At 68.4% G+C, this 23799-nt stretch carries 21 protein-coding genes and 1 tRNA gene; 13 read left to right on the top strand and 9 right to left on the bottom strand.

The genetic code is table 11. From position 1 onward, the window contains the following. Window positions 1–21 precede the first annotated feature (21 nt). From OG787_RS21805 to OG787_RS21795, 3 genes are all read right to left on the bottom strand, one after another. Window positions 22–951: a DUF2637 domain-containing protein gene (locus OG787_RS21805; RefSeq protein ID WP_405540544.1), complete on the bottom strand. Its 930-nt coding sequence runs from the start codon at window positions 949–951 to the stop codon at window positions 22–24. Between the two features lie 307 nt (window positions 952–1258). Further along, a complete protein-coding gene (locus OG787_RS21800; protein WP_405536104.1) occupies window positions 1259–1945 on the bottom strand; it encodes a hypothetical protein in 687 nt (228 codons plus the stop codon). A gap of 7 nt (window positions 1946–1952) precedes the next feature. After that, window positions 1953–2807 (bottom strand): helix-turn-helix domain-containing protein, encoded by an 855-nt coding sequence (locus OG787_RS21795; protein ID WP_405536103.1) that lies wholly within the window; start codon window positions 2805–2807, stop codon window positions 1953–1955. A gap of 474 nt (window positions 2808–3281) precedes the next feature. Here OG787_RS21795 and OG787_RS21790 point away from each other — a divergent pair, with 474 nt between their 5' ends. From OG787_RS21790 to OG787_RS21760, 7 genes are all read left to right on the top strand, one after another. Next, a complete protein-coding gene (locus OG787_RS21790; protein WP_405536102.1) occupies window positions 3282–3539 on the top strand; it encodes a helix-turn-helix domain-containing protein in 258 nt (85 codons plus the stop codon). 136 nt (window positions 3540–3675) lie between these two features. Beyond that, window positions 3676–3882 carry a helix-turn-helix domain-containing protein gene (locus OG787_RS21785; protein WP_405536101.1) on the top strand — a complete coding sequence of 69 codons (207 nt, stop codon included), beginning with the start codon at window positions 3676–3678 and terminating at the stop codon, window positions 3880–3882. Beyond that, window positions 3882–5033, top strand: coding sequence for a tyrosine-type recombinase/integrase (locus OG787_RS21780; RefSeq protein ID WP_405536100.1), 1152 nt, complete (start codon window positions 3882–3884; stop codon window positions 5031–5033). Before OG787_RS21785 ends, OG787_RS21780 begins: the two co-directional genes overlap by 1 nt. 195 nt (window positions 5034–5228) lie before the next feature. Continuing rightward, window positions 5229–5879, top strand: a complete 651-nt coding sequence (locus tag OG787_RS21775) for a hypothetical protein (protein ID WP_405536099.1) — start codon at window positions 5229–5231, stop codon at window positions 5877–5879. A 34-nt stretch (window positions 5880–5913) separates the two neighbouring features. Continuing rightward, a complete protein-coding gene (locus OG787_RS21770) occupies window positions 5914–7068 on the top strand; it encodes a helix-turn-helix domain-containing protein (RefSeq protein ID WP_405536098.1) in 1155 nt (384 codons plus the stop codon). A 69-nt stretch (window positions 7069–7137) separates the two neighbouring features. Beyond that, complete coding sequence (locus OG787_RS21765; protein ID WP_405536097.1) at window positions 7138–9219, top strand: GNAT family N-acetyltransferase; 2082 nt, start codon at window positions 7138–7140, stop codon at window positions 9217–9219. Next, window positions 9216–9818, top strand: coding sequence for an ASCH domain-containing protein (locus OG787_RS21760; protein WP_405536096.1), 603 nt, complete (start codon window positions 9216–9218; stop codon window positions 9816–9818). Before OG787_RS21765 ends, OG787_RS21760 begins: the two co-directional genes overlap by 4 nt. A gap of 279 nt (window positions 9819–10097) precedes the next feature. On the opposite strand, the gene OG787_RS21755 is transcribed toward OG787_RS21760, so the two are convergent. Beyond that, window positions 10098–10171, bottom strand: a tRNA-Gly gene (locus tag OG787_RS21755). A 317-nt stretch (window positions 10172–10488) separates the two neighbouring features. Between OG787_RS21755 and OG787_RS21750 the strand changes: the two genes are divergently transcribed. From OG787_RS21750 to OG787_RS21740, 3 genes are all read left to right on the top strand, one after another. Next, complete coding sequence (locus tag OG787_RS21750) at window positions 10489–10674, top strand: hypothetical protein (protein WP_369035357.1); 186 nt, start codon at window positions 10489–10491, stop codon at window positions 10672–10674. Between the two features lie 85 nt (window positions 10675–10759). Beyond that, complete coding sequence (gene dcd, locus OG787_RS21745; protein WP_235476264.1) at window positions 10760–11335, top strand: dCTP deaminase; 576 nt, start codon at window positions 10760–10762, stop codon at window positions 11333–11335. A 14-nt stretch (window positions 11336–11349) separates the two neighbouring features. Next, entirely contained in the window at window positions 11350–11847 is a 498-nt protein-coding gene (locus OG787_RS21740; protein ID WP_235476263.1) for a phosphoribosyltransferase, read from the top strand. A 63-nt stretch (window positions 11848–11910) separates the two neighbouring features. On the opposite strand, the gene OG787_RS21735 is transcribed toward OG787_RS21740, so the two are convergent. The 5 genes from OG787_RS21735 to OG787_RS21715 all read right to left on the bottom strand — a co-directional run bounded on the left by OG787_RS21735 (window position 11911) and on the right by OG787_RS21715 (window position 19905). After that, window positions 11911–12990 carry a Yip1 family protein gene (locus OG787_RS21735; protein WP_405536095.1) on the bottom strand — a complete coding sequence of 360 codons (1080 nt, stop codon included), beginning with the start codon at window positions 12988–12990 and terminating at the stop codon, window positions 11911–11913. Between the two features lie 71 nt (window positions 12991–13061). After that, window positions 13062–14444: an FG-GAP and VCBS repeat-containing protein gene (locus OG787_RS21730; protein ID WP_405536094.1), complete on the bottom strand. Its 1383-nt coding sequence runs from the start codon at window positions 14442–14444 to the stop codon at window positions 13062–13064. Window positions 14445–14645: 201 nt separating this feature from the next. Beyond that, a complete protein-coding gene (locus tag OG787_RS21725) occupies window positions 14646–15953 on the bottom strand; it encodes an FG-GAP repeat domain-containing protein (protein ID WP_405536093.1) in 1308 nt (435 codons plus the stop codon). Window positions 15954–16079: 126 nt separating this feature from the next. Further along, the gene (locus OG787_RS21720; RefSeq protein ID WP_405536092.1) at window positions 16080–17477 is read right to left on the bottom strand and encodes an FG-GAP and VCBS repeat-containing protein; all 1398 of its coding nucleotides are present in this window, start codon (window positions 17475–17477) and stop codon (window positions 16080–16082) included. Window positions 17478–17625: 148 nt separating this feature from the next. Further along, complete coding sequence (locus tag OG787_RS21715) at window positions 17626–19905, bottom strand: heterodisulfide reductase-related iron-sulfur binding cluster (protein WP_369035324.1); 2280 nt, start codon at window positions 19903–19905, stop codon at window positions 17626–17628. Window positions 19906–20109: 204 nt separating this feature from the next. On the opposite strand from OG787_RS21715, the gene OG787_RS21710 reads away from it, so the two are divergent. The 3 genes from OG787_RS21710 (at window position 20110) to grpE (ending at window position 23764) form a co-directional block, all read left to right on the top strand. Continuing rightward, a complete protein-coding gene (locus tag OG787_RS21710; protein ID WP_405536091.1) occupies window positions 20110–21138 on the top strand; it encodes an MraY family glycosyltransferase in 1029 nt (342 codons plus the stop codon). Window positions 21139–21245: 107 nt separating this feature from the next. Continuing rightward, window positions 21246–23111 (top strand): molecular chaperone DnaK, encoded by a 1866-nt coding sequence (gene dnaK, locus OG787_RS21705; protein ID WP_405536090.1) that lies wholly within the window; start codon window positions 21246–21248, stop codon window positions 23109–23111. Next, window positions 23108–23764: a nucleotide exchange factor GrpE gene (gene grpE, locus OG787_RS21700; protein WP_369035327.1), complete on the top strand. Its 657-nt coding sequence runs from the start codon at window positions 23108–23110 to the stop codon at window positions 23762–23764. Before dnaK ends, grpE begins: the two co-directional genes overlap by 4 nt. Window positions 23765–23799 lie beyond the last annotated feature (35 nt).

Genomic DNA, 23799 nt, shown 5'->3' with positions numbered 1-23799 from the left:
CGGTGCGCGCGTTTGCGGGGGTCAGGCGACGCCGACGGGGGCTACGTCGAGATGCCTCTGGTGTTCGGAGGCGGCTTCGTCGGGTCCGTCGAGAGGTTCGGCCTTGATGTCGTCGTGGGCGACGGGGTCCGGCCGGTCGGTGCGTTCGGCCTTCAGCTGGTTGCGCAGGGCGCGGGCGCGGTTCTGGCTGATCCTGAGTTCGTTGCGCAAGCGCTGTGCGGTCAGCTGGTCGGCGCTCCAGTCGGTGGTCAGTCGCCGGGCCTCGGCGAGGACTTCGGTGTCGGTGCGCGTGCGGTCGGCGGCCGATTTGCCGGTGGTGGGGACCCGACCGGTCGCCCGGCGCGAGGCAGATCCGGTCGACTCCACTGCAGCGGCCGACCGGGGCGGTCGGATAGAGGGGGCCGGCCGGGCGGCCTCGGTCGGCCTCGTCACGGGCGTCTCGGCAGCTTTCACTTGGGCCGATGCGGTCGGCCGCTCGAAGGTCGACCGGGCCTGGTCAGAGTGCGACTGTGCGTCCTGCGCGTCGGCTTGCCGACCAACCGCTTCGGCAGAGCCGACCGACTCGGGGTGGTGGTGCAGCACCTTCGCGACGAGGTCCGACCCGAAGTAGATCGACCCGACCGGGAGCGAGGTCGCCAGCAGTACGAGGGTCCAGTTCGCGGGGTCCCAGTCGGTCAGTCGGCCCCACCGGGTCGGCGTGGTGTGCAGGGCCGGGGTGAGGCCGTGTACGTAGTTCAGCAGGAGGCTGGCGATCGTGTAGGTCGCCAGGACTCGCAGCGCGAACTTCCGGTCGGCGTCGGGCAGCACGAGTGTGGCGATCAGCGCGAGGGCCATCAGCCCGTCGACCACGATCGGGTAGAACAGGGCGGCGGTGGGGTCGGCGCCGATGGCGCGGGCCACGTCGGACAAGGCGTTCCAGGAGACCCGGAAGGCCATGAGGACGACGGCCATCAGGCCGACGACGAGGGTGAAGCGTGCACCGCGGTTCGGGCGATGACTCCCAGCTCGTACGTCTGCGCGGTGGCGGTAGCGAGCTCGGAGACGGGCGATGCGGGAACGGTGGCTGTCGGCGCTGGGGATGGCGGCCGAGGCTATCGGGGTGGGGGAGGGCAAGTCAGATATCTCCAGGGTGGGCATGAGGGGGGCCAAGGAAGCCGACGGGCATGGCATCGGCGCCGCCGACGGGCGGTGAGGGCGGGAGCGGGATGCGGCGGAGAGGCCGTTGGTCAGGTGCCAGCGCCGATACGGCAGCCGCCGGTCACACGACGCCCTGCCGGGCCAGCTCCGCCACGGCGAGGTCCACGCGGGTGGGGTGCGGCCTCGTGCGGGGTGCGTTGCCCCGGGCGTGGCCGTCGAGCCCGAGGCGCCGGCTGCGGCAGGGCTCGCCCTTGTCGGCGTGGCACCACCGGCACGGGACCCTGAGCGCGTCGGGCTGTCCAGCCGCGACGGCAGCCTCGCGGGCGGCACGCGCGGGCCGGTAGGGGGCGAGTGCCGCGCGGACGGCCGGCGGGATGGATGATCCGACGACGGCCAGGCCGGCCTCGACGTACCGGCGCGGGCCCTGGGCGAGCTGCCGGTGCGGGGAGGGCGCGGCCACACCGGTGGCGACGGCGTGCCGCGTCCCGAGCAGTTCGGCGCGCCAGGCGACGGGGTTGTCCGGATCAGCGTCCGGAGTGGGATCGGTGTGCCGGTCCAGACGGTCGCGGCGGTAGGCGCGCCACCTGCGGGCGACATCCACCGGAAGGATCGGATAGGGGGAGTCCAGGACGTGGGCCCGTATCGCCTCGCGGACGTCCCAGCTGTGGGCGGTGGCGAAGGGCACGTCGGCGAGCAGCTCCTGCCACTGGACGATCTGGTCACGGGCAGCGCCTGTGCCGGCGGGGATGGTGCGGGGATCGAGACGCCCGATGTAGGCGAGGACGGCGGCGACTTCGCGTCGGTCCAAAGGCGGCTTACTCCGTTCCGGTCGGTTCATCGAGGGCGGCGAGCAGGGCGGCCATGTGCGCCTCGGAGCGCGTCATGCCGGTGGACGAGGCGGGGGCGGGTGTGCCACCAGGCAGGGCGTAGAGGTTCGGGCGGCCGGGGGCGGGCGTGTGTTCCCGGGCGATCCACGCACGCCAATCGGCAGCCCATGCGTCGGCGGTGCGGGGAGCCCACAAGCTCCGGAAGGTGCGCCACTTCGCGTCGGCGGCATCCAGGCCCTGCTTGCCGAGCCGATCGAGATGCCCGTCGCGCTCGAGCCAGGCACGGGCGCTCGCGTCGATCTGCCACTCGATGGCGGAGATGAACGGAGCAGAGCTGCTGCTGCTCTTACTACCGTTCACCTTCGGTTCTCTTCTGTTCTGGGGGTCGGAATCCGCACCCCCTTCGGGTCGGAATCCGTACCCCCTGGGGGTCTGAATCTGTTCCCCGGGGTCAGATTCCGATCCCCCCTCGAAGGGCTCGGCAGGGTCGGATTCAGACCCCCCGAGGGTCGGATTCCGACCCCTTTGAGGTGCCGGATTCCGGCCCCCCTCTCGGTGCTCATCGGCGAGGAATTCGGCGGCGATTGGGAGGCAGTAGTACGTCTCTCCCCTTGGTCCCTTGCGGTCGGGGAGCGGCACCAGCTCACCGTCGGCGATCAGTTTGGCGAGCGCGTCGCGTACGGCGGTGCGGGAGGCGTTGGCGCGTTTCATGAGGGTGGGCACGGACGCGTACGCGAAGCAGTGCCGGTCGCGGCACCGGTCTGCGATCAGGGCGAGGACCATGCGGGCGGTGCCCTTGCTGCGGCTGTGGTCCCACACCCATTCGCGGGCGTCGTAGCTCATCGGGCGGCGGCTCCTAGGTCAGGGCATGGGAGTGCAGTGGCCCTTGTCGGGCGGTGCACAGGGAGGGGGTTGGCCCACCGCCCCGGCCGAAGGCGCGAGGGAGGGCTGGTGGCGTCGTTATAGCCAAGACAGCCACATCCATGCCGCACAAGTCCAGCATTCCGCCGAGAAATTCAGACAGCTGACGGCGAACGCTCACTACGAGCCAGGCATTCCCAAAATTATAAACCCGAATCGGCCGCTGCCGAAATAACGGACCGTCAGGCGAAGCCAGAAGCATCACATCGGCAAGTCGTTGACGCACCGTCGTCGGGGAAGCTACAACACAACACCGCACGTCACAGTACCGATCGACGCATCCGTCCGAGCCCCGTCCCGACCCCGGGAATCCCTCCGCGGCGTACGGCGCGGAGCGCAACATAGCCGACGATCGCCGGTTACCAAAACCGGCGATCGAGCCTTTCAATTGGAGCCATGCCCCCACGCTCATTGGAAATCGGGCCGGCAGGAATGCAGGCGGCCCGTGCCATCGAAATCCTCCGCGCCGAACGCGGCCTGTCACAAAGGCAGTTGGCCGACCATGTGACGGCCCTCGGCCACCCGATGTCCAACACCATGCTGTCCCGCATCGAGCGCGCCCAGCGCCGATGTGACGTCGACGACCTCGTCGCGATCGCCGAGGCCCTCCACGTCCCGGCACCCGCGCTCCTGCTCGGCCGCCCTGCCGTCTGAGCCACCACCGCCACCGGCCACGCCACGGCTCGCCCCATCCCGCACCCGAGTGAGGACCCACCGCTCTTGCACCTGCCCGCAATACCTCCGGCTCCCGCCTGCCTCCAGCGCCCCTCCACGACGGAGGTGATCGCGAATGGCTGACCGCCTCCTGACCGTCGCCGAGGCCGGCGAAATGCTCGGCACGGGCGAGCGCTTCGTCCGCCGCCTGATCGCCGAGCGCCGTATCCGCTACGTGAAGCTCGGCCGCCCGGTCCGCATCCCCGAGAGTGCGATCGCCGAGTACGTCGAGGCACGCACTGTCGAGCCGGCCCGCCGTGCCCGCTACGGGAAGGCCGCCTGATGGCGGGACGCAAGCCGCAGCGGCGGCGCGAGTTCGGCACGACCCGCCAGCTCCCCTCGGGACGGTGGCAGGCCCGCTACGTCGGCCCAGACGGACAGCGGTACACCGCCCCGGAGACGTTCGAGACCAAGTCCGACGCCCAGGACTGGCTCAACCTCACCCGGGCCGACATCGAACGGGACGTATGGTCCGACCCGGACGCCGGCGCGGTCAACTTCGAGAAGTACGCACTGCGTTGGATGGAGGAGCGCGGCCTGGCCCCCACCACCGTCGACCGCTACGACGGTCTCCTCCGTCTGCACATCCTGCCGACCTTCAGCGGCAAGGACCTGGACGAGATCACCCCGCCCTCCGTCCGCACTTGGCGCGCCGAGCGCTTGAAGGCGACCGGTGCCACGACAGTGGCCAAGTCGTACCGCCTGCTGAAGGCGATCCTGCAGACGGCGGTCGACGACGACCTCCTGCGCACCAACCCGTGCCGCATCAAGGGCGCGGGCAAGGAGGAGGCCGACGAACGCCCCACCGCCACCATCGAGCAGGTCTTTGACCTCGCCGACGCCATGGGCCCACGCTGGCGCCTGATGGTCCTGCTCGGCGCTTTCGCCTCCCTTCGCCCGGAGGAACTGGCCGAACTGCGCCGCCACAGTGTCGATGTTGACGAAGGCTCCCTACGCATCACCCAGGCGTCCCCGGAGCTGACCAGCGGCAAGCGCGTCACCGGCGATCCCAAGACCCGGGCGGGCAAGCGTACGGTCTACCTGCCGGAGTTCCTGAAGCCTGAGCTGCGCCGCCACCTGCAATGGTTCGCGGAGAAGGAGCCGAACGGCCTCCTCTTCGTCGGCGAGAAGGGCGCCCCCTTCCGCCGCTCCACCTTCGGCCGCAAGTGGCGCAAGGCGCGCACCAAGGTCGGCATGCCGGACAACTTCCGCTTCTACGACCTCCGCCACACCGGCAACACCCTCGCCGCTGACACCGGCGCCAAGCTAAAGGACCTCATGGTCCGCGCCGGCCAGTCGTCAGAGCGGGCCCAGCTGATCTATCAGCACTCGACGGCGAGGCATCAGCGGAGGTTGGCGCAAGGGATCGACGCCGAGGTTCGAGCCCAGCTCCGCGAAGGTGCGTCAGCTCAGCGGAGCGCTCAGAAGGCATAGCGCTCCGCTGCCCCTTGCGTGTCGACTGTGTTCGGTGCAGCTGGCAGGGGGCTGAGCTGCCATTTTGGACCATGGGCCCTCTGCCCTCGCCATGTCCAGGCTCGCAGTCTCCCTGACCAGCGTTATTTCTTGATTTTCGACCTCGAATGAGGGAGGATTTCCGGAAGTCGATATAGCTCGTTGGGGAGGCTGGACATGACTGTCGTGCACGCGGAGGACCTCCGGGCCCGTAACCGACTCGCCGAGCTTGGACTGTCGGTCGAAGGGATCGAAGACGCGCTGCGGCGAGCCGAGGCCGAGCGTAATTTCTGCACCCCGCTGGACCCGGTCTCGCTGCCCGGCAACATCTTCTGGGGGCGCACGATCCGTTTCTTGCGGGAGACGTACATCCCGGACGGTTGGACCAGCGCCAGTCCCAGTAACGTGCCGCTGCTCGTCGCGCCTTCGGGCGACTTCGCGATCACTGCCTCCAGTGGCAGTCCCGAGACCGGGTACGCCGCTCTTTCTCCCTCCACCCGCTACCCCAAGGGCAATGCGGTCATGAAGCGAGTGGAGACCAACCGGCAGCTGTTGCTGTTCGGTGAGCCGGAGGCGCCGCGTGAGGAGCAGGATGCCGGCGACGGTGTCCCTACCTGGTTCCTGCTCTACCACCACGCGAAGACTGACCAGGGGACCCGGCTCTATGCGGAGCTGTCCTTCCCGAACGATCCCGGGAACCGTGGCAAGATCAGCAGCTGGTACGAGCGGATCATCCTCCCCTGGATCGACTTCGAGGGCTTCACTCCCTTCGTCGACGACGCCGACGACCAGGGCGGCATCGACATCCCCATCGAACGTCGGGCCTGACCGGCCCGCCCCGACCTCCCCATTGGCTCCTCCCATGACCACCGCATCTCGGCTCGTCCTGGCACGCAAGCGCCGAGGACTCACCGTCACCCGCCTCGCCCAGCTCGTAAGCCTGACTCCGCGCAGGTTGTCCGACTACGAGAACGGGCGGGCTGTACCCAGCCAGCCGTCGCTGGAAGCGATTGCGACGGCGCTGGAGTTCCCTCCTTCCTTCTTCAGCGCCGAAGAGGTCGCCGATTTGTCGGTCGACTCGGTGAGCTTCCGTGCCCTAAGCAAGATGACCGCATCCCAGCGGGACATCGCCCTCAGCTCTGGGCGGCTGGCACGGGTGCTGCAGGACTGGATCGCTGCACACTTTCGTCTGCCGACTCCCGACATTCCGTCGCTGACTTCATTCAGTCGGCTCGGCCCGGACGAGGACCAGATCCCGCACCCAGGAGAGGCGGCAGGTACAGACTGGCCTGCGGAGGAAGCCGCCGCGCTGGTGCGGGCCCGTTGGGGTCTGGGAAATGCCCCGATGCCGAATGTGGTGCACCAGCTTGAGGCCCACGGTGTTCGCGTCTTCTCGCTCTCCCGGGCCTGCCCGGAGGTCGACGCATTCTCCTTCTGGGACCGGGGGATCCCTTTCGTGCTGCTGAGCACGGAGAAAACGGCGGAACGCGGGCGCTTCGACGCGGCCCATGAACTCGGGCACCTCGTCCTGCACGGCGAAGAACAGATGCCACACGGGCCCCAGGCCGAAGCCGAAGCCCACAGATTTGCGGCGGCGTTCCTCATGCCGCGAGCAGACGTTCTCGCCCACGCACCGCGGGGGGCGAGCACCAACTGGATCCTTCAGGCCAAGCGGCGCTGGAAAGTCGCCGCCATGGCTCTTGCCCACCGATTGCACGAACTGGGCCTCACCACCGAGTGGCAGTACCGGACCCACTGTGTGGAACTCGGCCGCCTCGGCTACCGCAAGTCGGAGCCCCGAAGTGGGGTTCCCCGTGAGACCTCGCAAGTGCTGGGCAAGGTGTTCACTGCCCTGCGCAGCGAAGGCACACGCCCTGCGGACGTGGCCCGAGAGCTACATCTACATCCTGCTGATCTCAACGATCTGATCTTCGGTTTGGTGGTCACTGCGCAGGAGGGTGAGGGGCAGCGGCGTCCCACGTCCGAAGGCAGGCCGAGGCTGTCCGTGGTCCGCTGACAATCGGTGGCATTGCTGGGCGATCCCAACTCCGTGGCGCCATAAGGGAAATAGGGTCAGACTTGGGCGGTGCAGATCTCTGAGGCCACAAACGGCGCCGCAATACGCATCAGCCCCGTCAGCCCCCAGAACACCGAACTCCTGGCCTCTATTGTCGCCTTGGGCGATCGGTTCAGGAGCAAGCTCGGCTTTCTGCCACCGGCGGTCTACCAACAAGCCGCTGAAGAGAACCGCCTGCTGGCTGCCGTAGCGGGCCCAGACCTTGTTGGCTATGCCCTGTACGGGCTTCCCGGGCGGCGCATCCGTCTGACTCACCTCTGCGTCGATCCCAGTCGGCGGCGTGGCGGGGTAGCACGACTCCTGGTGGACGAGATCACTCGTCGGCACCAGGATCGTCTCGGCATCATCTTGAGGTGCCGCAAGGACTACGGCTACGAGCAGATGTGGCTGAAGCTCGGCTTCGAGCCCCGCGATGAGGTTGACGGCCGCGGTAAGAACCCCAAACCGCTCGTTGTGTGGTGGCGTGACCACGGTCATGCGGATCTGTTCACCGACCTGGAGCCGACGGCCCTACTCACCGTTGCTATGGACTGCAACGTGTTCGCCGACCTTCACGCGGCCAACAACCGGAATGGCTCGCAGGAGACCCAGGCTCTTGGAGCGGAGTGGCTGACCGGGCTTGTCGAGCTGGTGGTCCTGCCTGAGCTAGTGGCCGAGATCGGCAAGATCCCAGACCAGACCGATCGGCGTAGTCAGTTGCGCGTTTCAACCACGTACAAACGCCCCCGATCGGACAGACAGCTGGCAGACCAGTTTGTGCCCCAGCTGATTGCCGCTGTGCGGGAGCAGATGGGCATCACTCTGCCCGTCAAGCCGAATGACCTCTCGGACCTCAGGTATGTGGCTGAGGCCGGCGCGGCCGGCGTTCCATACGTTGTCACCCGCGACGACAACTTCCTGCGGCTCTCCGAGGCCGCCCAGCAGGTCTGCAACGTACGCATCCTGCGGCCCTCAGACGTCGTTCTGCATCTCGACGAGTTGAGGCGTGCGCAGTTGTATCAGCCGGGTCGTCTCCTCGGCACCTCCTACACAACGAGGGCCGTTGCGGCAGGCCGGGAGCAGGAGCAGCTGATCTTTCTCGACAAACCCGGCGGCGAGCGTCTGAACGCCTTCAGATCGCGACTACGGGAGCTTGCGGCTCAGCCCGCGAGGTGGGAGCGCCAGCAGATCGTGGACGACCAGGGGCAGCTGTTCGCCACGTACTGTCATGGGGGAGGACAGGAGCAGCTTCAAGTGCCGCTGCTACGTGTCGTTGATGGACATGTGCTGAGCGAGACGATCGCCAGGCAGATCCTTTTCCTCCTGCGTCAACACTGCCGGACCGTCGGCGCCCAGGTACTGCGGCTGACCGATCCGTATCTGCCGGCCACGGTACGTGCCGCAGCCCAGGAGGATGGGTTTCAGCCTCTCGGAGACGATCTGATCGCCTTCGTTCTCGACAAGGTCGCAGACACGAAGACCGTCGATGAGCATGCGGCCACCCTTGCCAGTCAGTTCGGTCTTGAGCTACCCCGGCTGCAAGCTCCACTGCCAGCGGCTGCGGCGTCAGCTGTTGAGCGGGCCTGGTGGCCGCTGAAGATCACTGACGCCGAGTTGCCGAGTTTCCTCGTGCCGATCAAGCCGAAGTACGCCTACGACCTATTCGGCGTACCTGAAGGGCTCGTGGCCCGCAGCGACCAACTGGGGCTCAGTCGCGAGCATGTCTACTACCGCGCTGCTCGCTCCAGTGGGGAGAGGGTCCCAGCCCGCATCCTCTGGTACGCCAGTACTGACCGGACGCTCACCCTGTCATCGGTTATCGCCTGTTCACGGTTCGACGCCACTGTTGTCGATGGCATCCCCGAGCTCCATCAGCGCTACCAGCACTTGGGTGTATGGAATCTCGCGGACATCCTGAAGCACTGCGAAGGCCACGATCAGGCCCGAGCCATCCGCTTTTCCGACACGGAGATCTTTCCGAACTTCGTTCCGCTCAAGCGGCTTAAGCAGCTAGCCCGCCACCAGAGTCACACCCTCAACGTACAGTCGGTCTTCAAGATCTCATCCGCCCTGTTCCAAGCCATCTACGAGGAAGGCCGATCCGCACGGTGACCGACTCAGAACGCGCCCTCCTGCTATCTCTGCACCCGCGCTTCGCGACCTCGATCCTGGATGGGCGCAAGTCGGTGGAGCTCCGTCGTCAGAGAGTGGCAGTCCCCCCTGGCACACCGGTCGTCCTCTACGCCACCTCGCCGGTCATGGCACTCGTCGGCACTGCGCGCGTTGCTCGCGTCGACACTGCGTCTCCCGCCGAGGTGTGGAAGCAGCATCGTTCCGAAACAGGGATCAGCCGCGCCGAGTACGACACCTACATGGATGGTGCAGCCCAGGCGTCGGCGCTCTTGCTGGAGGCCCCTGAACGGCTGGAAGAACCGGTGCCGCTGGCCCACCTTCGGGCCGGTGGCACCTTCCACCCGCCGCAGAGCTACCGCTACATCGCTGAAGACGCCCTCCGAAGCTTGGTCACTGGGCATGCCATGGCTGACGTTCTACTCGGTCGGCTCACCAGCGCGACTCCAACTGCCTCCGCTCCTTCCACAGCACGTGCGGCGGGCGGAGCCGTGCGTAGCTCACTCCGGTCAAACTCTGGCAGCCAAAATGGGCACTCGGCACTCCGCTCCGCTGTCCTGCTGGTGGGGCCGACGTCGTAGAGCAGACTGATCACTGCTTCGAATGGCGAGAGCGGCTTGGTAGCTCAGCGAACTGGGCTTTTGCGTATGCGACTTCACCCAAAGAGACCCATCGTGTGGTGCAGGTCACATGAAATGCGTCTCGTCATTGAGACGTCAGAGGTAGGCGTGGCGTCGTGTGGTGCTCGGGGCCCCAGATGTGACCATTTCGCTTCGACTTAGGGCACGCAGAGGGCACGCCGCCCTCAAATTGGACTAGACAACAAACAACCCCCGGGCCATTGGCCTGGGGGTTTGAATTGGAGCGGGTGACGAGAATCGAACTCGCACTCTCAGCTTGGGAAGCTGATGTTCTACCACTAAACTACACCCGCGTAAGACGCCGGACTGAGCCGGTGTCGGAACGCTCAGTCACTCTACCTCATGCCAGGCCCCCGGCGCCGAGCCGTGGGGCCCGCCCCCGTTTCCGGCTGATTCCGGGTGTGTTCCAAGTGCGGGCCGGGTGGGTTTTCGCGGGGTGGCCGGGCTGCGGGCGGCCGGAGTTGGGGCGTACGGTGGGGGCGCGGAAGAGGGGTCGGGCGGGACCGGAGTGCCGCCTGGAGGCCGCCCTTTTCGTCCCGTAATGTGGCTTTCCTCGTTGGTCTCGACAGTGACCGGCGACGGCTCTTGGGGAAGGGACTCTGAGGACTTGATCGAGCGCACCGTCGTCCGTTGTGCCGAAGGGCACGTGTTCAGCACCGCTTCGTTCCCGATGCAGCAGGCCGAGCGGCTCGGCCCTGGCCGGCTGGTCCGGTGTCCCCGCTGCGCGCGGCTGCGCAGTGTGGTGCCGGTGACGTTGGAGCAGCAGCAGGCGCATCGCAGCGGTAGCAGCAAGTAGCAGTACGTAGTCGTGTAGAAGCAGTTGCTGGCGCGCGGAGCCGTCCGATTGTGGCGGGTCCGCGCGTCTTGCGTATCCTCGGGGCGTGCTTCTCTCAGACAAGGACATCCGGGCCGAGATCGACGCCGGGCGAGTACGGATCGATCCCTACGACGAATCCATGGTTCAGCCGTCGAGCGTGGACGTGCGCCTCGACCGCTTCTTCCGGGTGTTCGAGAACCACCGTTACCCCCACATCGATCCGTCGATCGAACAGGCGGATCTCACGCGGCTCGTCGAGCCCGAGGGTGACGAGCCGTTCATCCTGCACCCTGGCGAGTTCGTGCTCGCCTCCACGTACGAGGTTGTCTCCCTCCCCGACGACCTCGCCTCCCGTCTCGAAGGCAAGAGTTCGCTCGGTCGGCTCGGGCTCGTCACCCACTCCACCGCCGGGTTCATCGACCCGGGGTTCAGCGGACATGTGACGCTGGAGCTCTCCAACCTCGCCACCCTCCCCATCAAGCTCTGGCCCGGTATGAAGATCGGCCAGCTGTGTCTCTTCCGGCTGACCTCGCCCGCCGAGTTCCCGTACGGCAGCGAGCGCTACGGCTCCCGGTACCAGGGGCAGCGCGGGCCCACCGCCTCCCGGTCCTTCCTCAACTTCCACCGGACGCAGGTCTGAGCGCCATGAGTCACATGAGCGGTATACGGGAGAACCTGACCTACGAGGCGTTCGGCGTCGCCGTTCGTGAGCTCGCGCAGACCATCGCCGACGACGGGTACGAGCCCGACGTCGTGCTCAGCATCGCGCGCGGGGGTGTGTTCGTGGCCGGGGGGCTTGCCTATGCCCTTGACTGCAAGAACATCCATCTTGTCAACGTCGAGTTCTATACCGGCGTCGGGACCACACTCCCCATGCCCGTCATGCTCGCGCCCGTCCCCAACGCCATCGACTTCTCCGACAAGAAGGTCCTCATCACCGACGACGTCGCCGACACCGGCAAGACGCTCAAGCTGGTGCGGGATTTCTGTCTGGACGCCGTCGCCGAGGTGCGTTCCGCCGTCATCTACGAGAAGACGCAGTCCCTTGTGAAGTGCGAGTACGTGTGGAAGCGCACCGATGAGTGGATCAACTTCCCGTGGTCCGTCGAGCCCCCGGTCGTCCGTCGTGCGGGTCAGGTTCTCGACGCCTGAGCACAGACCCCGCCTGGGATACGGGGGCACATGCACGCCCTCGTATCCCAGAACACAGAACCCCTAGAACGTCCCCAGCTTCACGATCGACAGCAACGCGATCAGCTGGATCGCCGACGCCCCCAGTGCCTTCGGCCACGGCAGGTCGTGGGAGCGGCGGACCATCACGGTCAGCAGGACGCCCGCCGCGACCCAGGTCGCCCAGCCCAGGATCTGCACGAAGGGTGCGTCGCCGCCCGCGAACATCGCGACGACCAGGCGGGGCGCGTCCGTGATGGACATGATCAGCATCGACAGGCCCACCGTCGGCTGCCAGGCGCCGTCGCCGCCGAGTTGGCGGGCCAGGGTGTGGGTGACCACGCCCAGGACGAAGGCGCTCAGGACCATTGCCACGCCCGTCGTCAGCACGATCGGGATCGCGTTGTTGAGGGTGGCGTTTATCGTGTCCTCGCGCGTGTCGTCGAACCCGAAGACGGCGATCAGGCCGTACAGGAACGTGACGACGAGGGCGGGCGCCCACACCTGGTAGTCGCGCATCTGGAGGAACGTGCGGTCGGGGGCGGTGACGATGCCCCGCAGCAGTTCCTTCCAGCGCAGTCGCGGACCGGCCGGCGGGGCCGAGGCAGCGCCGGCGCGGTAGGTGTCGCCCTCGTGGTACCCGTCGTCGCCGACCGTGAACGCCTGTGTGTGACCAGGGTTGTTGGCCGCGTACGGGTCCACGGGGGCGTTGGGGTGGCCCTGGGGGCCGTGCCCGTGCTGCCCATGTCCGTGCTGCCCGTGTCCGTCGTCGCCGAAGTACTCCGGCTCGCCGTGTCCCCCGGGTCCGTTGTAACCGCCGCCGGCCGCCGTCGCCTGCGGGGGCCACTGCCGTCCGGCGCCGCCCGGGCCGCCGTACGACGGCTGTCCGCCGCCGTACGGTTGCTGAGGCGCGGACGGGTAGCCGTACGACGGGCCGCCCTGCGGGGGCTGCTGGCCGTACGGCTGCTGCCGCGGGTTTTGTTGCGGTCGCGCTTGCGGGGGGCGGTTGTCCCGGCCGCCGCGTCCGATCCTGAATCCAGCCACGTCATCGAACGTACCTGGTCCTGACGAGTGGCGTGTGGGGCCCGGGGTTCCGGGCCCCCCTTTGCTGCCGACCTGTGACATCCCTTAAGGGGGCCTTCACATTTCCCCTAGGGAATACCAGGGCACACAGCCAGGCTTCCCGCCCGGTTCCCCTACGGGAGCATCCCGTCGATCAGGCTCTCCGGCACCGACGTCACCCCCGTCGTCCTGATCCCCGTCGCCGAGCCGAGCAGCCGCACGGAACCCGTGCCGCCCGAGACGTACAGGTCGGCCTTGCCGTCGCGGTTGCCGTCGCGCAGGCGGAGCTTCGCGCCGAACATGTCGCCGTCGGTGACATCGCCCGGGATGCCCGCCGAGCTGCGGGCGAGCCACTGCGAGCCGGCGGTCGTGAGGCCCCCGGCGCGGCCGTACAGGACGTGGAACCCGCCCGCGTACGGCTTGCCTGCGATCCGCTCGCCGTACGCGCCGATCGCGAGGTCGCGGTAGCCGTCGCCGTTGATGTCGCCGGCCGCGATGCTGCCGCCGAAGTTGTCGTACGTCTCCGCGCTGTCCGCGATGCCGGCCGTGTTCTGGGTGAAGCGGGCGGACTTGGCGGGGCCGGCCGCGGCGCCGTACCAGACGCTGACCTCGCCGCGGTAGGACGAGAAGAGAGGCGTGCCGATGGCGATGTCGCCCTTGCCGTCCTTGTTGAAGTCGGCGATGACGCCGTCGCCGCCGCGCTCGCTCTCGCCGCCGGCGCTGTTCTTGCCCTCCAGGCGGAGCGTGCGGCCGGGGACCATCTTGCTGCCGCCCTTGAGGAACCAGGCGTCCGAGCCGATGAAGTTCTCGCCCACGACATCGCCGATGGCCACGAGGTCGGTCTTCTTGTCGCCGGTCACGTTGCCCGCGACGAGTGAGGTGACCTCGAAGTAGATGTTGTCCCGGTCGTAGGAGGTGATCGAACCGGCCACGCCCGTACGGGAGATGGTGCCCAGGTAGACCCACGCCTTGCCGCCCGCGACGAGCGCCAGGTCCTTCTTGCCGTCCCCGTTGAAGTCGCCGACCGAGAGGTCCGCGCCCATCCGGCCGTACGAGGTGTGCGTGCGCGCCGGGAGGTTCGTACCGCCGGACAGGCCGGTCCTGCTGCCCCACAGGATGGTGACCGTGCCCTCGTTCTCCCGTCCGGCCAAGTCCTCGCCGGTGGCGGCGACGGCCAGGTCGCCGTACCCGTCGGCGTTGAAGTCGGCGGCGGCCCTGACCTCCCCGAAGTAGTCGTCGGCCTCGTCGGAGCCGGGCACACCGGCGCTGTTCTGGCTGACGTACTGGACCTTCGTACCCGGCCCGTCGGCCGTGCCGAAGGTGACCTTGACGGCGCCGCCCGGGGTCTCGAACTCGGCGCCGTAGGAGTACTCGGCGTAGTCGCGGTAGCCGTCGCCGTTGAAGTCGTCGGCGTACTTGGCGGCGGCGGCCGTGGCGGGGGTGCTCAGGGCCAGCGGCGCCAGGCCGGTGGCGAGCAGGGCGGTGGCTACGGCCGCGGTGGTGGTGCGTCTGCGCATGGTTGATCTCCCCGTTTGCTTCGTCTGCTTCGGTTGCATCAGCTACATCAGTTACATCGGTTGATCCGCGCGGTGGTCAGCCGCGAGCGCGTGGAAGACCCACGCTTGTGGCCGATGGTTGTGCGGAGTACGGCTCTTCACGTCAGGTGTTACGGGAGCACGACAGGAGTGACGGGAGTACGACACTCCATTTCCTGCTTCCTACAGGAACTCCGAGCTGGAGAACGTCACCGACGGCTCCGCCGCCACCATGTCGCCCTTGACCCCGGCGTACACGGCCACCTCGTCCCAGGTCTCGCCCCGGTACGTCCGCACCACCAGGTCGGCCCGTTTGTCGCCGTCGAAGTCGCCGACCGTGAGGACCCGCGTCGTGCCCTTCGCCGGTGGCGGGACGGTCACCATGCCCTTCGCCGAGATCCCGGCCGCCGCGCTCGGGGCCCGGAACACCCTCAACCGGGAGCCGCTGGAGACGAGTTCGTCGCGGCCGTCGCCGTCGAAGTCGCCGGTGTCGAGCATCGAGCCGGGGGAGGCGAGGGTGCCGGAGGTGGCGTCGGGGAGGTCGTAGCGCAGGGACGTTTCGCCCATCGCGCCCACCGCCGCGTCCAGGTCGCGCCCCTTGCCGAAGCGGCCGAGGGCGACATCGATGCCCTCGGGCAGCGCCGTCCCCGTGCGCGTCGGACCGTCCGGGCCGCCCAGCACGACCGCCGACTTGGACGTGCCCTCCGTCGTACGGACGACCAGGTCGTCGTATCCGTCGTGGTTCACGTCGGCCGCCGGGCCCGTCGGTACGTTGCCGGGGGCGGTGATCGGGGCACCGGCCTTGCTCGGGGCGCCCTTGCGGGTGAACGGGCCGCGCAGATAGCTGAGTTGCTCGTCGGAGGCGTGGACGACCAGGTCCTGGGCGCCGTCCCCGTCGAAGTCGCCGCACACCGGCTGGTCGGGCCAGTCGTTGCCCGCACGGGCGCCCGCCGGGATCGTGAGGGCGACCGCGCGGCCGGTGAGGCCGTCAGGGGAGCCGAAGAGGAGCTGGAGCGGCACCGGGGGCTGGCCCTGACCGTCGTAGGGCGGGTCGGTCGACACGACCAGGTCGGTGAAGCCGTCGCCGTCGAGGTCGCAGCTGGCCTCCGCGTCGAAGACCGCCGGCAACTGGCCCTTCGTACGGGCCGCTTGACGGGCCGGGCTCAGCAACTGCCGTGCGCCGGGGACGAGTCCGGTCGGTGAGCCGTAGACGATGCCGATACCGGCGTCGTCGGTGTGGAGCTGGTCCTTGACGAGTTCGTTGAGGACCAGGTCACGGTGACCGTCGCCGTTGAAGTCGTCGGCGACCTTGCTGCCGTCGCCCTGCGGTATCGGCCGCTGGGCGGGGGCCTTGGCGGCCTGGACGGGGCTCTGCGCGGCGGAGCCTGCGTCCCCTGTCGCGGGACCGCAGGCGGTGAGTGCCACCAGGGCGGCGATGGCCGCCAACCCGCCGGTGACCGCCGTACCCCGACCGCCTCTTCGCACGCGCACCCTGCACCTCGTCCTGACCGTTGACCCCATTGGCAACTGCTCAGTAATGATGCACGTGTTCGAGATGTGAAGACACCCCTGTGTCGGTGCGGAACACGACACAGGGGCGCTCGATCAGTACGGCGGTCAGTCCGCCAGTTCCGCCGCCATGAACGCCCTTGCCCCCAAGCCCAGTTGGGGGACGGTGAGCGTGCGGGAGCCGATGCCCGTCGGGCCGGCCGAGGTGCCTGGGAGGATGTGGAGACGGCCCCCCTCGTTGGCCGTGGCGATCAGCTCGGCGCGGCCGTCGCCGTTGAAGTCGCGCAGGAGGAGGGAGGCGCCGAGCCAGGCGTTGTCCGGTGACACGTTCGGCAGGCCGGGGGTCGTACGGTCGTACTGGCGGGCGTTCCTGCCGGTGAGGCCGGTGGAGCCGCCGCGCAGGACGGTGATGGAACCGTCGGCCCAGTAGCTGGTGCCGATCGCCTCGTAGGGGGCGCCGACGGCCAGGTCCGGGTAGCCGTCGCCGTTGGTGTCGGCGGCCGAGACGTCGTACCCGAAGTAGTCGCCGTCCTCCACGCTGCCGGGGACGCCCGCGGTGTTCTGGGTGAGGGTGAGCATTCTGCCGGCCGGTCCGGTGGCCGTGCCGGGCAGGACGTGGACCGCACCGCCCCGGCCCGAGCGGGAGACGCCGATCGCGAGGTCGCCGTAGCCGTTGCGGTCGAAGTCGGCGATCACGGCGCTGGAGCCGATGGAGTCGAAGGCGGCGGGCACGGTGCGCTTCCAGGGCTTGGCGGGGCCGTTCCTGCCGCCCTTGTAGAACCAGAGCCGCTTGCTGTTGGTGTCCAGGTCGTAGCCGATGATCGCGAAGTCGGCGGTGCCGTCCTTGGTGACCTTGCCGGCCACCACCATCTCGGCCTTGATGTCCTCGCCGTCCCACGGGTCGAGGTTGGTGGCCTTGCCGCGCCCGCCGGCCTTGGTGAACGGGCCGCGCAGGAACCAGACGAACTCGCCGTCCACGGAGACGATGTCCAGGTGGCCGTCGGCGTTGAAGTCGCCGATGGCGGCGTCCAGGCCGAAGGGCTCAGCCTTGCTGCCCGGGGACGCGTAGATGCTGCCCTTGGTCAGGCCCGACTTGGAGCCCCACAGGACGGTGAGCGTGCCGTGGCGGCCGGCGTGCAGTTCGCCGGGGGAGCTGGCGACGACGTCCGCGTAGCCGTCCTTGTTCAGGTCGGCCGAGGTGACCTTCGCGCCGAAGTAGTCCTTCGTCTCGGCCACGCCCGCGATGCCGGGGCTGTTCTGTGTGATCACCGAGCGCTTGGCGGGGTTCAGCCCGGTCGCCGAGCCCCAGATGACGACGACGGCGCCCGCGTCCCCCTTCCCGGCCACGGTGGCGGAGTCGTCGCCGAGGAGCAGGTCGCGGTGGCCGTCGCCGTTGAAGTCGTCCACGTGCTTCGCCGCGGCGGCCGAGGCCGGGGCGCCGAGGGCCAGCGGACTCAGGGTGGCGGCGAGGAGGGCTGTTGTCAGGAGAGTGGCACGGGAACGCAAGGGGTCTCCAAGGTCGCGGCGATCACCGGGGCGATGAGGAGACTTACAGCAAGTGGCAATGGTTGTACGGGAGTTCGGTGAATGCGAGGGCGAACGTGAGCGGGGCCGACGCCACCGGCGCCGGCCCCGCTCGAACCTGTTCTCGGACCTACTTCACCGGTTGCGGCTCGGGCGCGCTCTCCGACTCCGCCTCGCCCGCCGGGGGCTCGTCGTCCGGGACCGGGGTCTTCACGGACTCCAGGAGCAGCTGGGCGACGTCCACCACCGTGATGGACTCCTTCGCCTTGCCCTCGTTCTTCTTGCCGTTCACCGAGTCGGTCAGCATGACCAGGCAGAACGGGCAGGCCGTCGAGACGATGTCGGGGTTCAGGGACAGGGCCTCGTCGACGCGCTCGTTGTTGATGCGCTTGCCGATCCGCTCCTCCATCCACATCCGCGCGCCGCCCGCGCCGCAGCAGAAGCCGCGCTCCTTGTGGCGGTGCATCTCCTGCTGGCGCAGGCCCGGGACGGCCGACATGATCTCGCGCGGGGGCGTGTAGATCTTGTTGTGGCGGCCCAGGTAGCAGGGGTCGTGGTAGGTGATGAGGCCGTCGACCGGAGTCACCGGGAGCAGCTTGCCCTCGTCGATGAGGTGCTGGAGCAGCTGGGTGTGGTGGATGGTCTCGTAGTCGCCGCCGAGCTGCGGGTACTCGTTGCCGATGGTGTTCAGGCAGTGCGGGCAGGTGGCGACGATCTTCTTCGCCGAGCGCGGCTTCTTCGTCTCCGGGTCGTCGTCGTCCTCGCCGAACGCCATGTTCAGCGCGGCCACGTTCTCCATGCCCAGCTCCTGGAACAGCGGCTCGTTGCCGAGACGCCGGGCCGAGTCACCGGTGCACTTCTCGTCGCCGCCCATGATCGCGAACTTGACGCCCGCGATGTGGAGAAGCTCGGCGAACGCCTTCGTCGTCTTCTTCGCGCGGTCCTCCAGGGAGCCCGCGCAGCCGACCCAGTACAGGTACTCGACCTCGGTCAGGTCCTCGATGTCCTTGCCGACGACCGGGACCTCGAAGTCGAGCTCCTTGAGCCATTCGAGGCGCTGCTTCTTCGCCAGGCCCCAGGGGTTGCCCTTCTTCTCCAGGTTCTTGAGCATCGTGCCCGCCTCGGACGGGAACGCGCTCTCGATCATCACCTGGTAGCGGCGCATGTCGACGATGTGGTCGACGTGCTCGATGTCCACCGGGCACTGCTCGACGCAGGCGCCGCAGGTCGTGCAGGACCACAGGACGTCCGGGTCGATGACGCCGTTCTCTTCGAGGGTGCCGATGAGGGGGCGCTCGGCCTCCGCGAGGGCGGCGGCCGGTACGTCCTTCAGCTGCTCCTCGGACGCCTTCTCCTCGCCCTCCATCGTCTTGCCGCCGCCCGCCAGCAGGTACGGCGCCTTGGCGTGGGCGTGGTCCCGCAGGGACATGATCAGCAGCTTGGGGGAGAGGGGCTTGCCGGTGTTCCAGGCCGGGCACTGCGACTGGCAGCGACCGCACTCCGTACACGTGGAGAAGTCGAGCAGGCCCTTCCAGGAGAACTGCTCCACCTGGCTGACGCCGAAGACGTCGTCGTCGCCCGGGTCGGTGAAGTCGATCGGCTTGCCGCCGGACGTCATCGGCTGGAGGGCGCCCAGGGCCGTGCCGCCGGTCGCCTCGCGCTTGAACCAGATGTTCGGGAAGGCGAGGAAGCGGTGCCAGGCCACACCCATGTTGGTGTTGAGCGAGACGACGATCATCCACACGAACGACGTGCTGATCTTCACCATCGCGGTGAAGTAGATGAGGTTCTGGAGCGTGCCGACGCTCAGGCCCTTGAAGGCGAGGACGAGGGGGTACGAGGCGAAGTACCCGGCCTCGTAGTGCTCGACGTGGTGGATCGCGCCCTCGAGGCCGCGCAGCACGTAGATCGCGAGGCCGATGGTGAGGATGACGTACTCGACGAAGTACGCCTGGCCCGCCTTGGAGCCCGCGAAGCGGGACTTGCGGCCGGGGCGCGAGGGCAGGTTCAGCAGGCGGATCACGATCAGTACGGCGATGCCGATGATCGTCATCACGCCGATGAACTCGATGTACATCTCGAACGGCAGGAAGCCGCCGATGACCGGGAGCGTCCAGTCCGCCGAGAAGAGCTGGCCGAAGGCCTGGGCGAGGGTCGGCGGCAGGGTCAGGAAGCCGACCGCGACGAACCAGTGCGCGAAGCCGACGATGCCCCAGCGGTTCATCCGGGTGTGGCCGAGGAACTCCTTCACCAGCGTGACGCTGCGCTGGTAGGGGTTGTCCGTCCGCACGCCGGCCGGGACCGGCTGGCCGAGTTTGAAGTACCGGACGAACTGACCGATGGCGCGTGCGAGCAGCGCGACGCCGACCACGGTCAGGACCAGCGACACGATGATCGCGGCGAGTTGCATGTCGGGGCTCCTCAGGCCTGCGAGCAGTATTACTAAGCGGTAACTTAGGCAGTCTGTCAGAGACTACCCACATCTTCGCTCGCACTGTAGTCAGCGGCGGAGTGATCTGGATCGCTGAGGCTTACCTGAGTCGTAGATCAAATCCCATCAGAGTAAATCGTGTTATTCGTACAGAATTGTTACGTTTCCATCTAACGTGAGCCCGTGCTCTACGGGATCCTCGCAGCCACCTCGGCCCTCCTCCTCGCCGCCGTCCTCACCGCCCTCCTGCGGACCCTCGCCCTGCGCCTCGGCGTCCTCGACCGGCGCCGGGCCCGGCCCCTGCCGCTGCTCGGCGGGCTCGCGGTCGTGCTCGCGACCGGGCTGGTCGCGGGGGTGGGCGAGTGGACCGGGTACGCCCCTCTGGGGGACGGGATCGGTGCGCTGCTGCTCGCCGGGGCGGGCGTCGGGGCGCTCGGGCTCGTGGCCGACGTACGGCGCGTGAAGGCGCGGTTCCTGGTCGCCGGTACGGCCGTCGCCGCCGCGTTCGTCGTGCCGTACCGGGAGCTGGGGTTCGGGGCCGGGCTGCTCGCCCTCCTGTGGATCGTGTTCGTCGCCGTCGCCTTCCGGGCCCTCGACCATGCCGACGGGCTGGTGGGGACGGTCGGGGTGCTGACCGCCTTCGGGGTGAGCGCGTGTGCCGCCGTCGAGGTGTTCGACGGGCTCGCGGTGCTGCTGAGCGTGCTGGCCGCCGCGCTCACCGGGTTCCTCATGCACAACTGGCATCCCGCGCGGATCGCGTTCGGCGCGTGCGGGTCCCTGTTCACCGGGTTCGTGCTGGCCTCGGCTGCTGTGGTCGTGCGGACCGGGCACGAACTGGCGCCCAGTGCGGGGGTGTTGTTCGCGCTCACCGCCGTGGCCGGCGCGGACGTGGTGCTCGTCGTCGTGTCGCGGCGGGTGGCCCGGCGGCCGTTGTCGCGCGGGGGTCCCGACCATCTCGCGCACCGGCTGCGGCGGCTGGGGCTCACCCCGCGCGGGGCGGCCGTGCTGCTCGGGGCGGGGGCCTTCGGGGCGGTGCTGGTGGGGGTGCTCGCGCATGGCGGGTGGGTCGCGGGGGCGGGGCTGTGGTGGGTGGTGGGGGTGGCCGGGATGGTCGTACTGGGGCTGCTGAGGGTTCCCGTGTACGGGCTGCGGCGGGCGCAGGCCGTGCAGTCGGCGCAGGTCAGGGCGGCATTGCGCGTAAGGAACGGATAAGAGTTGAGCGGGGTCGACTCAGCTCTGTTGACCGCGCGACGGGAGTGATGCACACTTGAGTCCGTTCCACTCAAGTCATACTTCGTCATTCCCCTGGAGGAATTGAAATGGCACGTGCGGTCGGCATCGACCTGGGCACGACTAACTCCGTCGTCAGCGTTCTGGAGGGCGGCGAGCCCACCGTCATCACCAACGCCGAGGGTGCCAGGACCACGCCGTCCGTCGTCGCCTTCGCGAAGAACGGTGAGGTGCTGGTCGGCGAGGTAGCCAAGCGCCAGGCGGTCACCAACGTCGACAGGACCATCCGGTCGGTCAAGCGCCACATGGGCACCGACTGGAAGATCGAGCTCGACGGCAAGAACTTCAACCCGCAGCAGATGAGCGCCTTCATCCTCCAGAAGCTGAAGCGCGACGCCGAGGCCTACCTGGGCGAGAAGGTCACGGACGCGGTCATCACCGTCCCGGCCTACTTCAACGACTCCGAGCGCCAGGCGACGAAGGAGGCCGGCGAGATCGCGGGCCTGAACGTCCTGCGTATCGTCAACGAGCCCACGGCCGCCGCTCTGGCGTACGGCCTGGACAAGGACGACCAGACGATCCTCGTCTTCGACCTCGGTGGCGGCACCTTCGACGTGTCCCTCCTGGAGATCGGCGACGGCGTCGTCGAGGTGAAGGCCACCAACGGTGACAACCACCTCGGTGGTGACGACTGGGACCAGCGCGTCATGGACTACCTGGTGCAGCAGTTCCGCACCGGCCACGGCGTGGACCTCGGCAAGGACAAGATGGCCCTCCAGCGCCTCCGCGAGGCCGCCGAGAAGGCCAAGATCGAGCTGTCCTCGTCCACCGAGACCTCGATCAACCTGCCCTACATCACGGCCTCCGCCGAGGGCCCGCTGCACCTGGACGAGAAGCTCACGCGCGCCCAGTTCCAGCAGCTGACGGCCGACCTCCTGGAGCGCTGCAAGACGCCGTTCCACAACGTCATCAAGGACGCGGGCATCGCCCTCTCCGAGATCGACCACGTCGTTCTCGTCGGCGGCTCGACCCGTATGCCCGCCGTCGCCGAGCTGGTCAAGGAGCTGACCGGCGGTCGCGAGGCCAACAAGGGCGTCAACCCGGACGAGGTCGTCGCCATCGGCGCCTCGCTCCAGGCCGGTGTCCTGAAGGGCGAGGTCAAGGACGTACTGCTCCTCGACGTCACCCCGCTGTCCCTGGGTATCGAGACCAAGGGCGGCATCATGACCAAGCTCATCGAGCGGAACACGACGATCCCGACCAAGCGGTCCGAGATCTTCACCACCGCCGAGGACAACCAGCCGTCCGTGCAGATCCAGGTCTACCAGGGCGAGCGCGAGATCGCGGCGTACAACAAGAAGCTCGGGATGTTCGAGCTGACGGGCCTGCCGCCGGCCCCGCGCGGTGTCCCGCAGATCGAGGTGTCCTTCGACATCGACGCCAACGGCATCATGCACGTGACCGCGAAGGACCTCGGCACGGGCAAGGAGCAGAAGATGACCGTCACCGGCGGCTCCTCGCTGCCGAAGGACGAGGTCGACCGCATGCGCCAGGAGGCCGAGCAGTACGCGGACGAGGACCACCGTCGCCGCGAGGCCGCCGAGACCCGCAACCAGGGCGAGCAGCTCGTCTACCAGACGGAGAAGTTCCTCAAGGACAACGAGGACAAGGTCCCCGGCGACATCAAGACCGAGGTCGAGGCCTCGATCGACGAGCTGAAGGTCGCCCTCAAGGGCGAGTCCGCCGAGGGCGACAACACCGCCGAGATCCGCACCGCCACCGAGAAGGTCGCGGCCGTCTCGCAGAAGCTGGGCCAGGCGATGTACGCCGACGCCCAGGCGGGTCAGGCCGCCGGCGCCGGTGACGCGGCGCCCGGCGCCGAGGCCCCGAAGGCCGACGACGACGTGGTCGACGCCGAGATCGTCGACGACGAGCGCAAGGACGGTGCCGCGTGACGGAGGAGACTCCGGGCTTCGACGAGAAGCCCGACGTCCCTTCCGGCGCCACCCCCGACGACGCCGAGCCGAAGGCCGCCCCCTCTTCTGAGGGGGCGTCCCCGGCCGGGGACGCAGCAGCAGCACAGGTCGCCGGTCTGACGGCACAGCTGGACCAGGTACGTACGGCGCTCGGTGAGCGCACGGCGGACCTCCAGCGGCTCCAGGCCGAGTATCAGAACTACCGCCGCCGGGTCGAGCGGGACCGGATCACGGTCAAGGAGATCGCCATCGCGAGCCTCCTGAGCGAGCTCCTGCCCGTGCTCGACGACATCGGCCGCGCGAGGGAACACGGCGAACTGGTCGGCGGGTTCAAGTCCGTCGCCGAGTCGCTGGAGACCGTCGCCGCCAAGATGGGCCTCCAGCAGTTCGGCAAGGAGGGCGAGCCCTTCGACCCGATGATCCACGAGGCCCTGATGCACTCGTACGCGCCGGACGTCACGGAGACGACCTGCGTGGCGATCCTTCAGCCGGGCTACCGGTTCGGGGAGCGCAACCTGCGTCCCGCGCGGGTCGCGGTGGCCGAGCCCCAGCCCGGGGCGACGCAGGCCGACAAGGGCGACTCCACGGAGTCGGCGGACGGCAAGGAGAACGGTGGCCCGGAAGAGGGCTGACGTGAGCACTGAGGTGGGGGACTCCGGAGAGGAGG

The organism is Streptomyces sp. NBC_00075 (genome assembly GCF_045041225.1).
Lineage (GTDB): Bacteria > Actinomycetota > Actinomycetes > Streptomycetales > Streptomycetaceae > Streptomyces > Streptomyces adonidis.
This window is presented reverse-complemented; position numbering and strand designations above follow the sequence as displayed.